Genomic DNA, 14,316 nt, shown 5'->3' on the forward strand with positions numbered 1-14,316 from the left:
GGTCATATGCACAGTTATTATTTTGACCAGGACCTGGACTACCGCCCCGCGGACTGCGCAGGGCGGTACTCTCCCTGTGCGCCGACCGGCTTCGGCGGCCCCCTCTACGAGGACCCGCCGCCCCTCACCCGCGCACAGCGGAAGGCCCTGCGCGGGCAGCGGCCCAGCCGCAGGCACCACGCGGGACTGGTTTTCGCCGTTTTCCTGCTCCTTATCGGCGCGACGGCGGCTGTTCTCCTGGCCCTGCGGATGGAGGCACCCGCCCTCGCCCTCCCATCGGGCTACATTCCCTCGGGCGGCGGCGTCACCACCATCCCCCTGCCCCAGGCGTCCGATCCGCCCACCACGGTGGAGCGGGCGCCCACAGGCACCGGCGTCACCCTGGACCTCTCCCATGAGACAGGCGAGGCCCTCACCTATCAGGCCCTCTATCAGAAGTGCATCCCGTCCATCGCGGGCATCCGCTCCTACAAGACCAGCGGTGGCGCCTCCGGTACTGGGGTCGTCATGACGCAGGACGGCTACGTGATCACCAATTACCACGTCATCCAGGGCGCCAGCCGGGTGGAGGTCCTTCTACACGACGACAGCGTCCACGACGCGCTGCTGGTGGGCGGCGATCAGACCAACGATCTGGCCGTGCTCAAAATTGACTGCTCCGGCCTGACCCCCGCAGAGTTCGGGGACTCCGACCTGCTCCAGGTGGGGGATACGGCCCTGGCCGTCGGCAACCCCCTGGGCGAGCAGCTCCGGGGCACCATGACCGACGGCATCATCTCCGCCATTAACCGGGACGTGAACTCCGACGGCAACACCATGACCCTCCTCCAGACCACCGCCGCCCTCAACTCCGGCAACTCCGGCGGGGCCCTGCTGAATATCTACGGCCAGGTGGTGGGCATTACCAACATGAAGATGACCTCCTACTCCGACACCATTGAGGGCATCGGCTTCGCCATTCCCTCGGTCACCGCCAAAGCCGTGGTGGATGAGCTCATTGAGCGGGGGCATCTGGCGGGTCGGCCCACCCTGGGCATCACCGGCGCGGCCCTCTCGGAGGAGATGGCAGCGGCCCGCGGACTGGTCCCGGGTGTGTATGTCTCCACCGTGGACCCCAACTCCGGCGCGCAGAAGGGCGGAATGTTCCCCGGGGACGTCATAACCGAGTGCAACGGACAGGCGGTCTCCTCCGTGGAGGATATCAACGCCGTCAAAGCGGACTTCAAGGCCGGGGACACCCTCACCTTCCGGGTTTTCCGCGGGGAGGGATATCTGGACCTGGAGATCACTCTGATGGAGCGCTACGAGCTGGACCAGTGAGCGTACATAACGGTTTTAGAGAGGGGGACGGCATTGCCGTCCCCCTCTCAGTGTATTCTTTTCCGGGACTTTCAACGCCGGAGGCCTCCCTTTTTGGTCGTGTATCATTGCCGCTTCCGCCGTTTTTGTGGAAACCCGGCAAATTTTATCATTCCTTAAAGATTTGTATATGGATTTCCTTATCCATTCCGCTTAAAATAGGAGTTAACGTAAAAGCTCCTCTGAGAGGTGTGGAAAATTCATGAGACATCAACACGCGGGGACGGCAGCGGCGGAGGCCGAGGCCCCGAGACGGCAGATTGCGGCGGCCGCCACAGACCCGGAGCAGGGCCTCACCGCAGGCCAGGCGGCGGAGCGGGCGGCCGCGGGGTACGCCAACCTCCCGGTGGAGGCCCCGACCAAGACCGAGCTTCAAATCGTCCGTGACAACGTCTTTACCTTCTTTAACCTGATCTTTGTGGTCCTGGCGGTCTGCCTGCTCTTTGTGGGCGATTTTCGGGATATGCTCTTTCTGGTCATCGCCGTGGCCAATACGCTCATCGGCATCGTCCAGGAAATCCGCTCCAAGCGCACCATCGACAAGCTGACCCTCCTCAGCGCCCCCCGCGCCACAGTGGTGCGGGACGGCCAGGTGGGAACGCTCCCCACCGACAAGCTGGTACGGGACGACGTGGTGCTCTTCGCCGCGGGCAACCAGATCCCCGCGGACGCGGTGGTTCTCACCGGGGAGATTCAGGTCAACGAGTCTCTCCTCACCGGGGAGCCGGATGCCATCGTCAAGCGTCCCGGCGACGCCCTCCTCTCCGGCAGCTTCGTGGTGGCGGGCAGCGGCCGGGCCCAGCTCACCAAGGTGGGCGCCGAGTCCTACGCCTCCCGCCTCACGCTGGAGGCCAAGAAGGACGCCGGCCCCGGCCAGTCCGAGATGATGAACTCCCTGGACAAGCTCATCCGGGTCATCGGCATCGCCCTGGTCCCCATGGGCATCGCCCTCTTTGTCAAGCAGTACTTTTTTCTGGAGTCCACCCTCTCCCACGCCATCACCTCCACTGTGGCCGCCCTAATCGGCATGATCCCCGAGGGGCTCTATCTCCTCACCAGCGTGGCCTTGGCGGTTTCCGTCATCCGGCTGGCCCGGAAGAAGACCCTGGTCCACGACATGAGCTCCATTGAGACTCTGGCCCGGGTGGACGTGCTCTGCGTGGACAAGACCGGCACCATCACCGAGCCGGGGATGCAGGTTACGGGCCTGGTGCCCCTGGACGAGGAGAAGTTCTCCGCCCGCTCGCTGGAGACCGTCCTCTCCGCGTTCTATGCCGCCGCCGACGCGGACAACGACACCGCCAGGGCCATGGCCGCCCGCTTCAGGGAGAAGTCGGTCTGGAAGGCGGACAAGGTGGTCCCCTTCACCTCCGCCACCAAGTGGAGCGCGGTGTCCTTCGTGGGCCACGGGTCCTACGTGGTGGGCGCGCCCGAGTTCGTCATGGGGCAGCGCTACGCGGACCTGAAGGACATTGCCGAGGAGTACTCCGCCCAGGGTGAGCGCGTGCTCCTGCTGGCCAAGTACGACGGCCGTCTGGACGGCAAGGCCCTCACCGGTGCCCTCGCCCCCATGGCCCTGGTGCGCATTGTCAACAAGATCCGCCCCGAGGCCCCGGAGACCTTCCGCTACTTCGCGGAGCAGGGCGTGGCCGTCAAGGTCATCTCGGGGGATAACGCCCTCACCGTCTCCCAGGTGGCCCTCCGGGCGGGCATCGAGGGCGCTGAGCGGTACATCGACGCCAGCACCCTGGAGAGCGACGGGGACATCGCCCGGGCCGTGGAGCAGTACACCGTCTTCGGCCGGGTCACCCCCAACCAGAAGCGGAAATTCGTCCAGGCCCTCAAAAAGGCGGGCCACACCGTCGCCATGACCGGCGACGGCGTGAACGACGTGCTGGCCCTCAAGGACGCTGACTGCGGCATCGCCATGGCCTCCGGCGCGGACGCTGCCTGTCAGGCCGCCCACCTGGTCCTGCTGGACTCCAACTTCGCCTCCATGCCCGAGGTGGTGCTGGAGGGCCGCCGGGTCATCAACAACATCCAGCGGGCCGCCTCCCTCTTCCTGGTGAAGAACATCTTCTCCTTCCTGCTGGCCATCATCACCATCTTCGCCACCAACATGCCCTACCCCCTGGTCCCTCTCCAGCTCTCCCTGGTCAGCGCCCTCACCATCGGCGTGCCCTCCTTCTTCCTGGCGCTGGAGCCCAACAAGGCCATCGTCCAGGGCCGCTTCCTCCACAACGTGCTCAAGCGGGCCTGCCCCGGCGGCATGACCAACCTCTTCCTCGTGCTGGGAGCCGAGCTCTTTGTGGCCGCCTTCGGCTTCTCCGCGGCGGAGCTGTCCACCGTCGCCGCCATGCTCATGTCCTTCAACGGCATCTTCGTCCTATACCAGGTCTGCAAGCCCTTCGACTGGAAGCGCCGCATCCTCTGGTGCGCCATGACGCTGGGCATGGTGGGGGCCATCGGCTGGTTCGGCGGCTTCTTCTCCATGGTCCCCCTCACCTTCCAGACCGGGCTGGTCTTCACCGTCCTGCTGCTGCTGGCCGTCCCATGTCAGAAGACCATACTGCGCATCATGGGCATCTACTCCCGCACCCGCGACGCTGTGAAGGTCCGCCTCAAGGCCCGCCGCCGCGTCCGTGTCCTGCCGGAGGATTGAGGCGGCATACACCCGCCCGGCGGCCCAGCCTTGATAACCCGGCTCCCCGTCTTAAACCAAAACGGGAGGGCGTTCCGAATGGAACGCCCTCCCGTTTTCAGACTATTCCGCGTACCCAAACAGCCCCCGGACGGAGACCTCCCCCGAGGTGACGCTGCGAATCCGCCCATCGTCATAGCGGACAATCAGGCCGAACTCCTCGTCGATCCCCTCGGCGAAGCCCTCCTCCTCCCCGTCGGGACCCAGGACCCTCACCCGCCGGCCCAGGGTGAGGCAATCCCGCCGGTAGCGCTCCAGATACCGCTCCTTCTCCCGGGGGAAGGAGCGGTACATATCGTCCAGCGCGGCCAGCACCGCCGCCGCTACCTCGGAGCGGCGGGGGGCCCTGCCCAGCGCCTGCCGTAGGGAGACGGCCACCGGCCCGGCCAGGGAGCCGAACTCCTTCTGCCCCACGTTGATGCCGATGCCCGCCACCGCGTACTGCAGCGCGCCGCTCTCCCCCTCCATTCCCAGCTCCGTGAGGATGCCGCAGAGCTTCCGCCCCTTCAGCACCAGATCGTTGGTCCACTTGATGCCCGGCCGGACGCCGCAGGCCGCCTCCACGCCGTCGCACACCGCCACCGCCGTCCACGCCGTGAACCACATCAGCTCCCGCAGGGAGCATTTGGGTCGCAGGAGCACCGAGAGGTAGAGCCCCTCCCCCGCAGGGGACTCGAAGGAGCGCCCCCGGCGTCCCTTGCCCCCGGTCTGAGTATCGGCCAGGACCACCAGCCCCTCCCCCGCCCCGGCCAGGGCGCGGCGGGCGCACTCGTCGTTGGTGGAGTCCACGCTGTCCAGGCAGACGATCTCCCGGCCCAGGGTCCGCCCCCTCAGCGCCCCGGCCAGCTCCCCGGGGGAGAGGCGGTCCGGCGAGTCCTCCAGCCGGTACCCCCGGCTGGGCGCGGAGGAGATCGTGTACCCCTCCCCCCGCAGTGCCTCCATGGCCTTCCAAACCGCCGCCCGGGACACCCCCAGCCGCTCGCTCATGGCCTGACCGGAGACCTCCCCTGCCGACTCCTTCAGCAGGGCCAGCACCTCGTCCTTCAGCATGGTCTTATCCCCCTCCCAAATCTTTTTTCTCAGTGTATCGCCCCGGCGCAAGTTTGTCAACCAAATTGATTTTATTGTTTACAATTGAGCGTTGCTCTGCTATTCTATTGTAAACTATTATTAAATATCAGTTTACAATAGGAGGCGTATTCATGCATACTCAGACCCGAAACCTGGTTCTCGCAGCCCTCTTTGCGGCCCTCACCGCCATCGGGGCCTTTCTCCGCTTTCCCCTGGGGGCCATGGCGGTGACGCTGCAATTTCTCTTCACCGCCCTGGCTGGGGTGCTGCTGGGGCCGCGCTGGGGGGCGTTCTCCCAGCTTGCCTACGTGGTGATTGGGCTGGTGGGACTGCCTGTCTTTACCATGGGCGGCGGGCCGGGTTACGTCCTCCAGCCCAGCTTCGGCTTTCTTCTGGGACTCATCCCCGCGGCATGGGTTGTGGGCGTCCTGGCGGGCCGGGAGGGCCGGTTCCGGCGGGTCTTCAGCGCCTGTGCAGCAGGCCTGGGGGTGCTCTACCTGGTGGGCCTGCCCTATATGTATCTGATAATGAATCTCTATCTGGGCAAAGCCCTGCCCTTCTCCGCCGTGGTATGGACGGGGATGGCGGTCTACCTGCCGGGGGACCTTATCAAGCTGCTGGCCGTCGCGGTATCCGCCCCGCCCCTGGTACGCTCGCTGGGGCGCTACCGGCCCCGGTAAGCATAAGGGCGGCCCCTGTCCCATATACATAGGGTAAACTATGGAAAAGGCAGGGATGTCCGTATGCCGTATGACGAAAAGAATAGCCGTCCCGACGGCCCCCACCACCTCATCCTGGAGGGCAGGGAGCAGCTCTCGGTCTCCGGCGTGGAGGAAGTGGAGAGCTTTGACGAGAATCAAATCGTGATGTACACCACCAAGGGGACCCTGGTGGTCCGGGGTGAAAACCTGCACATTGAGAAGCTGAGCCTGGACGGGGGCGACCTGAAGGTGGAGGGGGACATCGATGCCCTCACCTACGAGGACGGCCCCCGGGAGAAGGGCGGGCTCTTCTCCCGGCTCTTCCGCTAAGGGGGCCGCCCCTTGGAAATTTCAGTCGCGGCCCAGGCCGTCTCGCTGGCGGGCGCCCTGGCGCTGGGGGTGGCGGTGGGCCTGCTGTACGACCTGTTTCGCATTCTGCGGGTGCGCATCCCCTGGCGGGTTATGGGCGGCTTCCTGGACCTGGTGTTCTGGCTGCTGGTGACGGCGGCCCTCTTCGTCTACACCGTGGCCGTGGGGGACGGGCGGGTGCGCTTTTTTCTGGTGGCCGCCATCCTGGGCGGAGCCGTGGCCTACTTTCTGCTTCTCAGCCGCTGGGCCCTCAAGCTGGGCTATCTTTTCGCCGACCTTTTGGGCTTTTTGTGGCGGCTGCTCACCCTTCCGGTCACAGGCCTTTTGGCAATCTGTAAAAAAATAAAAAAAATTGCGAAAAATCACTTTCATTACGTCCGGAAATGGTATAGAATAAGGCAGATACCCAAGGAGATGGAGACTGGGAAGCGAGGGGGGACCGGGCGTGAAGATCAAAAAGGCGGGGCTGCTGACCAAAATCGTGGTGCTCGCGCTGCTCATCGGCCTGTCCATCACCCTGCTGGATCTGCGCAGCCAGCTTCAGGACGCGCAGAGCCAGAAGGACGCCCTGACGGCTCAGGTGAACGCCCAGACCCAGGTGAACGCCGACCTGTCCGACGCCGTGGACAACAGCGACGATCCCGCACGGCAGATGGACATCGGACGGACCGATCTGGGCCTGGTGGTCCCCGGTGAGAAGATTCTCAAGATCACCGAGTAAACCCGTTCTCCCCCCGTGTGGTGAATTTTGAAGGAGGATTTTTCGGTCAGATGGAGTTTGGTGTTGGTTCTATCCTGGAGGGAAAAGTCACAGGCATTACAAAGTTCGGCGCGTTCGTCTCGCTGCCGGAGAACAAGTCCGGCCTTGTACACATTTCCGAGATCGCCTATTCCTATGTGAATGACGTCGCGGAGCATCTCAGCGTGGGACAGGAGGTCAAGGTCAAGGTCATCGGCATCGACGAGAACGGACGGATTAACCTCTCCATCAAGAAGGCCATGGATCCTCCCCCCCGCCCGGCGGGTCAGGGACGTCCCCCCATGGGCGGCCAGCGGTCCGGCGGCGGCAGACCCGGCGGCGGCTTCAGCCGCGGTCCGGCGGCTCCCAAGGAGCCCGCCACCTTTGAGGATCGTCTCAAGATGTTTATGCAGTCCTCGGACTCCAAGCAGTCCGAGCTGCGCCAGTCTGAGCGCCGGGGCGGCAACCGCCGCGGCGGCGGGCGGAAATAAGGTTCATTCCGGATTGCGCGGCCTCAGGGCCGCGCAATCGTTTTATGCGGAGGCTAACCGGCGTCCCCGGTGCGCCGCGCACGCAGCCTCACACCGCAGAGGCGGCGCACGGCTCGTCCCCTGCCGGGCGTAAAAAAAGAGCGCCCCTCTTCGGGGCGCCCAAGGTAGTGTGCGCGGGAGAATGGAATGAACCCTGCCCGGCGAGGACGCCGGACAAGCGCGGGAAGAAATGGAACTGCGCATATTGGATGAGCTGCAAGCATAATATACTATATTTTCCTGTATTTGTCAAATAGAACTTTTGTCGAAAGGTGCGATCTTCTATGTTAATCCAAAACGGCGTCGTCCACACCATGGAGGGCTTTGTCATTGAAAACGGCTTTGTGGCCGCCCGGGACGGCAAAATCACTGCCGTCGGCCCCATGTCCGCCCTGCCCGTGGGGGCGGACGGTCCGGTGATTGACGCGGCCGGGGGCCACATTGTCCCTGGTTTTGTGGACGCGCACTGCCACCTGGGTATGTTTGGCAACGGCCTGGGCTTTGAGGCCGACGACGGCAACGAGTCCACCGACCCCTGCACCCCGCACCTGCGGGCCATCGACGCGGTGAACCCCCTGGACCGATACTTTCAGGAGGCCCGGGAGGGGGGCGTGACCACCGTTCTCACCGGTCCCGGCAGCGCCAACCCCATCGCCGGGCAGTTCGCCGCCCTCAAGACCGACGGCCGCTGGGTGGACGAGATGATCCTGCGCGCCCCGGTCTCCATGAAGTTCGCCCTGGGTGAGAACCCCAAGAGCGTCTACAACGAGCGGAAGGAGGCCCCAGTCACCCGCATGGCCACCGCCGCCATCATCCGGGAGAATCTCTCCAAGGCGCTGGAGTACATGGATAAGCAGTCCAAGGCGGAGAACGACCCGGACATGGATATGCCCGACTTCGACGCCAAGCTGGAGGCGCTGGTGGGCGTACTGCGTGGGGAGCTTCCCGTCCACTGCCATGCCCACCGGGCGGACGACATCGCCACCGCCGTGCGCATCTGCCGGGAGTTCGGCCTGCGCCTGGTGGTGGTCCACGGAACCGAGGGGCACCTCATCTCCGAGCTGCTGGCCCGGGAAAATATACCGGTCATCACAGGGCCCTGCCTCACCGACCGCTGCAAACCGGAGCTCATGAACCAGACCATAGAGAACCCGGCCCTCCTGTCCAGAGCGGGGGTGAAGGTGGCCATCTGTACCGACCACCCGGAGACCCCCATCCAGTACCTCCCCCTCTGCGCCGCCATCGCGGTCCGGGCCGGGATGGACGAGGAGGAGGCCCTGGCCGCCATCACCATCAACCCCGCCGTGATTGCGGGTCTGGAAAAGCGCGTGGGCTCCCTGGCCGTGGGTAAGGACGCCGACGTGGTGGTCACCAGCCGCCACCCCCTGGACTGGAAGAGCCGGGTGGAGGCCGTGTTCATCGGGGGAAAGCAGGTAAAATAGTCACACGGCAGGCCCTCAGGCGGGCAGCGCCTACGCCGCCGCCGGGGGCCGGGCAATATGGGCTTCAAAGGGCATCGAAAAGCCGCCTGCAGCGCTCTGCTGTCAGTACCGCCCGGCTGTTTCCCCTTTGTCCGCTCACTTTTACCTTTGTGGAGGGACGTCCTGATGCGTGAGATTGCCTATTCTGAAATTGCGGACGCGGTGTGCGGGCTGTGCATTGAGGCCAACACCATTCTCCCGGCGGACCTGCGCTGCGCCATCGAGGGCGCACGGGCGGCAGAGGCGTCCCCCGTGGGCCGCGCCATTCTGGGCGACCTGGTGGAGAACTATACCTTTGCCGCCGAAAAAGGCCTCCCCATCTGCCAGGACACGGGCATGGCGGTGGTCTTTGCGCAGCTGGGCCAGGAGGTCCACATCACCGGCGGACTGCTGGAGGACGCGGTGAACGAGGGGGTGGCCAGGGGCTATGCGGTGGGCCGCCTCCGCTGCTCGGTGGTGGGAGACCCCCTGCGGCGGGAGAACACTGGGGACAACACCCCCGCAGTCCTCCATCTGCAGCTGGCGGCGGGGGACAAGCTGCGCCTCACCGTGGCCCCCAAGGGCTTCGGCAGCGAGAACATGACCGCCCTCAAGATGCTCAACCCCTCGGCGGGGCGGGAGGACATCTTGGACTTCATCGTGGACGCCGTCTCCCGGGCGGGGTCCAACCCCTGCCCGCCGGTGGTGGTGGGGGTGGGCCTGGGCGGCACGTCGGAGCACGCTGCCCTGCTGGCAAAGACCGCCCTGCTGCGCCCGGTGGGCGGGCGCAGCGGCGACCCCTTCTACGCCGCCCTGGAGGCCGAGGCCCTGGAGCGCATCAACGCCTTGGGCATCGGCCCCCAGGGGCTGGGCGGGTCCACCACCGCGCTGTCGGTATGCATCCTGCCCGCCCCCACCCACATCGCGGGCCTGCCCTGCTGCGTCAACCTGGGCTGCCATGTGACCCGGCACGCCTCCGCTCTTTTGTAGGAAAAATTCACAAAATACTGTGGCTTTTCCTGTATAGTGTGGTATAATTGAGACAAGGAGGACGTTTTACCGTCCCCCTACCACGACAGTCCTCCCCGGAGGACGAAAGGAGCGAAGCGCTTATGAAGTTCGTGTTCACAGACAAGAAGGTCAACCTGCCTAACAAGGTCCATGCCTACGCTGAGAAAAAGGTGGGCAAATTAGACCGTTATTTTAAGGCGGACGCGGAGGCCGCCATCGTCTTCAGTGTGGAGAAGGACCGCAACCAGGTGGAGGTCACCGTCCGCAGCGGCGGCACCGTCTACCGCGTGAGCGAGAGCACCTCTGATATGTTCGCCTCCATCGACGCCGCCGTCTCCTCCATCGAGCGCCAGATTCGCAAGAACAAGGCCCGCCTGGAGAAGCGCCTGCGGGAGAACGCCTTTGAGCGCACGGTGGATGAGCAGTCCTCCTTCGTCCCCGACGAGCCCGAGGAGGAGTTCAAGGTGGTCCGCACCAAGAAGTTCCCCATCCGCCCCATGAGCGTGGAGGAGGCCATTCTCCAGATGAATCTGGTGGACCACACCTTCTTTGCCTTCCGGGACGCCGACGCCGACGGCGCGTTCGCCGTGGTCTACAGGCGCAACGACGGCGGTTACGGCCTGATTGCCGACGAGCAGTAAGCAAATTTAACCCCCGGGGCCGTCCAGTGGACGGCCCCGGGGGTTTTATGGTCTATAGGCCTTTTACGGCGTGGGTACGGGCAGCCCCTCGCACATCTCCAGCCCCAGGCCCAGCATCTGGGCCATCTCTGCGGGGGTGACGCCCTTGACGCTGTAGTGGGCCACCAGCCCGTCGGGGTAGAGTACGGTGAAATTGCCGCGGTAGCCCGAGATGTCCCCCGCATCGCTGTCCGCATAGGTAAGCCGGGCCTCAATGACGTCCAGGGTCAGGTCCTCGTAGCGGAAGACCGGGTCCTGAAAGCCGCCGAACATCACCTCGTCGGGCACGCTGTCGCAGTACGGGATGGTGTAGAGCCTCTGATCGTAGTACTTCTTATCGTCCGTGTCCATCACCGCCGCCTCCTCAAAGGGCCGCTGGACGGTGATGCTGATGTGCGTGTAGTACCCCTCCCACCAGAGGGATAGGTAGTCCCGGTTCTGCCCCAGCTCCCGGCTTGCGCCGCCGAAGGTGAAGCCGTCGGGGATATCCGACGGGACATGGAGGCCCAGCTCCGGCTCCGCCCGGGCCTCGTCCAGGGTCAGGTTCTCGCTGCGCCACTCCGGGATGTCCCCGCCCCAGGTCAGCAGCCCGTCCAGGCAGAGGGCCCCGTCCGCCCTGGCAAAGGTGTTGGCAGCGGCGTCGGCCAGCATTGCCGCCTGCTCCTCGTCCACATTGCTGGCTTGAAAGCGGACGCCCACGCCGCCGGCCAGCAGCACGGTTTTATAGACATAGCCCAGCGCGCCGCTGTCGTCCCAGCCGTACCGGCCGCTGTTGCTGCCGAAGACCTGAATACCGTTTATTTCGGTGCTCTTCTGATTCACATCCACCGCGCAGTCCTCCGGCACGCCGCCGGGCTTGGCGGTGAGGGAGAAGGAATTGCGCCCGTCCTCCCGGCTCACGCCGCTCAGCTCCACCCGCCAGAGGTTTCCCATCCCGTCGTAGACGGCCCGTCCGGTCACGTCGTAGCCGTCCCAGGAGAGGGTCCAGGGGACGGCCGACCCGTCCGCGCCGGCGAGCATGGCCGCCATCTGCTCCCGGGTGAGGGCTTCCTCAAACCAGCCCTTCGGCATGGCAATGGAGGCGGCTATCTCCGGGAGGCTGTCATACTCCACGGAGATCAAGGCGAAGTTGGAGTGGACCTCCCCCTCCTGGAAGGGCCCCTCGGGCCGGAGGACATAGGGGTCGCCGTCCGCCTGGGCTGGGTCGGTGGTCTCCACGGGCATGACCTGACCGTCCGGCGCCACCTCGCCGGGGCCGTAGGTGTCCTTGACGCCGGGAGGCGCGTCGTTGGAGAGCTGGGGCGCGGCAGTCCCGGCGCCGCCGATCCCCCGCCAGACGCCGAAGAGGGTCAGGCAGACCAGGGCGCAGCAGGCGGCGGCCGCCGCCCAGCGGGAAAGCTGCCGCTTCATACGCCGCGGCGTGGGGTCCTCCGCCTCCTGAAGGCGGTCCATCAGCCGCTCATGCGCTTCGCCGCTGAGGGCGGCACGGTCCATATAGGCGCGGTAATGTTTCAAAATATGCTCCTTTCTATCCGGAAAACGCGGACACGACAAGCCGTGTCCCTATGGGGTTTCGTCTTCCAGCAGATGCTTCAGCTTCTTCCTGGCCCGGGAAAGGCGGGCGCGGACGGTGCCCTCCGCCTCGCCGGTCATAGCCGCTATCTCAGCGGTCCTGTACCCCTCGTAATAAAAGAGGTGGACGGCGGCGCGCTCCCTGGGCGGCAGGGCCAGCACCGCCTCCAGGGTCTCTCCCTCCTCGCGCGTGGCGGCTGGGTAGGTCTCCAGCAGGGGCGCGGTCCTCCGCCGCCAGGGGGCCCGAAGGCGGCTCTTGCAGCCGTTTACCGTCACCCGGATGAGCCAGGCCTTCTCGTGCTCCGGGCCGTCGAAGTCCGGGGCCTTCTCCAGGTAGGCGATGAAGGCGTCCTGCACCGCGTCCTCCGCCTCTTGGACGTCGGCCAGGATGGCCAGCGCGGCGCGGTAGAGGGTATTTTCATGCTGCTTGACTGCGAATTCCAACCGGTTGGGGTCCATCGTGTTGCCCCCTTTCACCCTATATACGCTTTTAGACGCGGAAATGCTGCAATGGTTGCAAAATCTTTTTTGCTGTGGTAAACTGGCATTAACAGGAAATTATACTGCTGCAACTACAAAAGGAGACGCTATGGACAGACAAGACCTGCGCCTTGCGGTGCTCATCGACGCGGATAACGCCCCCCGCACCGCCTTGCGGGATATTATGGCCGAGGTGGCGGTCTACGGCAATCCCACCATCAAGCGCATCTACGGGGACTGGACCACGCCCAACATGGGCACCTGGAAGTCCCTGCTGCTGGAGTATGCCATCACCCCGATTCAGCAGTACAGCTACACCACCGGGAAAAACGCCACCGACTCAGCCATGATCATCGACGCCATGGACGTTCTCTACTCCAACCGGGTGGACGGCTTTGTGCTGGTCTCCAGCGACAGCGACTTCACCCGTCTCGCAACCCGGCTCCGGGAGGCGGGGATGAAGGTCTACGGCATGGGCGAGAAGAAGACCCCCGCGCCCTTTATCGTCGCCTGCGACAAATTTGTGTACATCGAGGTCATCCGCGCCGCCGGGGAGAAGGCCCGGGCCGAGGCCGCCAGGGCCTCCCAGCCGGAGCCGGAGGCCGTGAAGAAGCCCGCCAGGAAGACGCCCGCCCCGAAAAAGAAGGCCTCCGGGGCCGAGCCCGCCCCCGAGCCGGAGGTCAAACCCGCCGAGCCGCCCGAGGAGAGCCCCAAGGTGCCCAAGGCGGTGGTGGACCTCATTGCCGACTCCCTGGAGAGCATTGCCGACGAGGACGGGTACGCCTTTATGGGCGAGCTTGGGAACCTCCTGGTCAAAAAGCAGCCCGACTTCGACCCGCGAAACTTCGGCTTCTCCAAGCTCACCAATCTGGTGAAGAGCCTGGACCGCTTTGAAGTGGACGCCCGGCAGACCAGTGCCCCCCATGTAAAGCATATCTATCTCAGAGACAAGCAGCGCAAGTAATGCCGCAGGCCCCTGCCGGGCGGCCACTCCGCGCCGGGCGGCACGTCAAGCGTTTCGCCCGGCTCCCGCAAGGGCGAAACCTTGAAATCATCCGGATTCACCCCGGGTGATTTGAAAAAAATACGGGGTCCCCGGCGGGCCCGGCCCGCTGGGGCGGACGCCCGGCAGACCAGTGCCTCCCATGTAAAGCATATCTATCTCAGAGACAAGCAGCGCAAGTAATGCCGCAGGCCCCCGCCGGGCGGCCACTCCGCGCCGGGCGGCGCGTCAAGCGTTTCGCCCGGCTCCCGCAAGGGCGAAGCCTTGAAATCATCCGGATTCACTCCGGGTGATTTGAAAAAAATACGGGGTCCCCGGCGGGCCCTGGGCCCGTTGGGGCGGACGCCCGGCAGACCAGCGCACCCCATGTAAAGCATATCTGTCTCAGAGACAAGCAGCGCAAGTAATGCCATGGTAGGCATGGGACGGTTCTTTTCCCCCAGAGAGTACGCCCTATAGGAACACCGCCCATCCCGCATCATTATACCGCTAATCAGAGATGCCAAAAAACCTCCGCAGAGCAAGCCTCGCAGAGTTCCGTCGTCCGAAGATGACGGAATTAAGTGAAAATTCGTCATTTCTGGGAGCATGCGCTTCAGAAATGGCACTTCTCATTACAGATGGGGCGACTTTTCTCAAG

At 64.8% G+C, this 14,316-nt stretch carries 13 protein-coding genes and 1 pseudogene; 11 read left to right on the forward strand and 3 right to left on the reverse strand.

Annotation, left to right across the window (positions count from 1 at the left end):
• The first annotated feature begins 6 nt into the window (after window positions 1-6).
• A complete protein-coding gene (locus tag H8S62_RS07880; protein ID WP_155147683.1) occupies window positions 7-1,320 on the forward strand; it encodes a S1C family serine protease in 1,314 nt (437 codons plus the stop codon).
• A gap of 241 nt (window positions 1,321-1,561) precedes the next feature.
• Window positions 1,562-4,021, forward strand: a complete 2,460-nt coding sequence (locus tag H8S62_RS07885; RefSeq protein WP_186918960.1) for a cation-translocating P-type ATPase — start codon at window positions 1,562-1,564, stop codon at window positions 4,019-4,021.
• A 102-nt stretch (window positions 4,022-4,123) separates the two neighbouring features.
• On the opposite strand, the gene H8S62_RS07890 is transcribed toward H8S62_RS07885, so the two are convergent.
• A complete protein-coding gene (locus H8S62_RS07890; protein ID WP_155147679.1) occupies window positions 4,124-5,110 on the reverse strand; it encodes a biotin--[acetyl-CoA-carboxylase] ligase in 987 nt (328 codons plus the stop codon).
• Window positions 5,111-5,262: 152 nt separating this feature from the next.
• On the opposite strand from H8S62_RS07890, the gene H8S62_RS07895 reads away from it, so the two are divergent.
• The 8 genes and pseudogenes from H8S62_RS07895 (at window position 5,263) to hpf (ending at window position 10,582) form a co-directional block, all read left to right on the forward strand.
• Entirely contained in the window at window positions 5,263-5,811 is a 549-nt protein-coding gene (locus tag H8S62_RS07895) for a biotin transporter BioY (RefSeq protein ID WP_186918961.1), read from the forward strand.
• 63 nt (window positions 5,812-5,874) lie between these two features.
• Window positions 5,875-6,162 (forward strand): sporulation protein YabP, encoded by a 288-nt coding sequence (gene yabP / locus H8S62_RS07900; protein ID WP_155147674.1) that lies wholly within the window; start codon window positions 5,875-5,877, stop codon window positions 6,160-6,162.
• Between the two features lie 75 nt (window positions 6,163-6,237).
• Window positions 6,238-6,387: pseudogene (gene yabQ / locus H8S62_RS18695) on the forward strand (spore cortex biosynthesis protein YabQ); the annotation flags it as partial.
• Window positions 6,388-6,646: 259 nt separating this feature from the next.
• Entirely contained in the window at window positions 6,647-6,922 is a 276-nt protein-coding gene (locus tag H8S62_RS07910; RefSeq protein WP_173023832.1) for a septum formation initiator family protein, read from the forward strand.
• 50 nt (window positions 6,923-6,972) lie between these two features.
• On the forward strand, window positions 6,973-7,431 hold the full coding sequence (locus H8S62_RS07915; protein ID WP_155147670.1) for a S1 RNA-binding domain-containing protein: 459 nt from the start codon (window positions 6,973-6,975) through the stop codon (window positions 7,429-7,431).
• Window positions 7,432-7,754: 323 nt separating this feature from the next.
• Window positions 7,755-8,912, forward strand: a complete 1,158-nt coding sequence (locus H8S62_RS07920) for an amidohydrolase (protein WP_155147668.1) — start codon at window positions 7,755-7,757, stop codon at window positions 8,910-8,912.
• A gap of 165 nt (window positions 8,913-9,077) precedes the next feature.
• Window positions 9,078-9,920 carry a fumarate hydratase gene (locus H8S62_RS07925; RefSeq protein ID WP_155147666.1) on the forward strand — a complete coding sequence of 281 codons (843 nt, stop codon included), beginning with the start codon at window positions 9,078-9,080 and terminating at the stop codon, window positions 9,918-9,920.
• Window positions 9,921-10,042: 122 nt separating this feature from the next.
• Window positions 10,043-10,582 (forward strand): ribosome hibernation-promoting factor, HPF/YfiA family, encoded by a 540-nt coding sequence (gene hpf / locus H8S62_RS07930; RefSeq protein WP_155147664.1) that lies wholly within the window; start codon window positions 10,043-10,045, stop codon window positions 10,580-10,582.
• A gap of 63 nt (window positions 10,583-10,645) precedes the next feature.
• Here hpf and H8S62_RS07935 read toward each other — a convergent pair whose 3' ends face one another.
• Both H8S62_RS07935 and H8S62_RS07940 read right to left on the reverse strand, forming a co-directional pair.
• The gene (locus H8S62_RS07935) at window positions 10,646-12,136 is read right to left on the reverse strand and encodes a hypothetical protein (RefSeq protein WP_186918962.1); all 1,491 of its coding nucleotides are present in this window, start codon (window positions 12,134-12,136) and stop codon (window positions 10,646-10,648) included.
• Between the two features lie 48 nt (window positions 12,137-12,184).
• Window positions 12,185-12,652 (reverse strand): RNA polymerase sigma factor, encoded by a 468-nt coding sequence (locus H8S62_RS07940; protein ID WP_155147660.1) that lies wholly within the window; start codon window positions 12,650-12,652, stop codon window positions 12,185-12,187.
• 130 nt (window positions 12,653-12,782) lie between these two features.
• Here H8S62_RS07940 and H8S62_RS07945 point away from each other — a divergent pair, with 130 nt between their 5' ends.
• A complete protein-coding gene (locus H8S62_RS07945; RefSeq protein WP_186918963.1) occupies window positions 12,783-13,637 on the forward strand; it encodes an NYN domain-containing protein in 855 nt (284 codons plus the stop codon).
• Window positions 13,638-14,316: the final 679 nt, after the last annotated feature.

The sequence above is a fragment of the Lawsonibacter faecis genome (genome assembly GCF_014287675.1).
In the GTDB taxonomy this organism is placed as follows: domain Bacteria; phylum Bacillota; class Clostridia; order Oscillospirales; family Oscillospiraceae; genus Pseudoflavonifractor; species Pseudoflavonifractor faecis.

What these genes read in the sequence shown, in the direction of transcription:
- H8S62_RS07890 (WP_155147679.1), bottom strand. Translation starts at nt 5,110, where the DNA reads ATGCTGAAGGACGAGGTGCTGGCCCTGCTGAAGGAGTCGGCAGGGGAG.
- H8S62_RS07925 (WP_155147666.1), top strand. Translation starts at nt 9,078, where the DNA reads ATGCGTGAGATTGCCTATTCTGAAATTGCGGACGCGGTGTGCGGGCTG.
- hpf (WP_155147664.1), top strand. Translation starts at nt 10,043, where the DNA reads ATGAAGTTCGTGTTCACAGACAAGAAGGTCAACCTGCCTAACAAGGTC.
- H8S62_RS07915 (WP_155147670.1), top strand. Translation starts at nt 6,973, where the DNA reads ATGGAGTTTGGTGTTGGTTCTATCCTGGAGGGAAAAGTCACAGGCATT.
- H8S62_RS07940 (WP_155147660.1), bottom strand. Translation starts at nt 12,652, where the DNA reads ATGGACCCCAACCGGTTGGAATTCGCAGTCAAGCAGCATGAAAATACC.
- H8S62_RS07880 (WP_155147683.1), top strand. Translation starts at nt 7, where the DNA reads ATGCACAGTTATTATTTTGACCAGGACCTGGACTACCGCCCCGCGGAC.
- H8S62_RS07945 (WP_186918963.1), top strand. Translation starts at nt 12,783, where the DNA reads ATGGACAGACAAGACCTGCGCCTTGCGGTGCTCATCGACGCGGATAAC.
- H8S62_RS07885 (WP_186918960.1), top strand. Translation starts at nt 1,562, where the DNA reads ATGAGACATCAACACGCGGGGACGGCAGCGGCGGAGGCCGAGGCCCCG.
- H8S62_RS07895 (WP_186918961.1), top strand. Translation starts at nt 5,263, where the DNA reads ATGCATACTCAGACCCGAAACCTGGTTCTCGCAGCCCTCTTTGCGGCC.
- yabP (WP_155147674.1), top strand. Translation starts at nt 5,875, where the DNA reads ATGCCGTATGACGAAAAGAATAGCCGTCCCGACGGCCCCCACCACCTC.
- H8S62_RS07920 (WP_155147668.1), top strand. Translation starts at nt 7,755, where the DNA reads ATGTTAATCCAAAACGGCGTCGTCCACACCATGGAGGGCTTTGTCATT.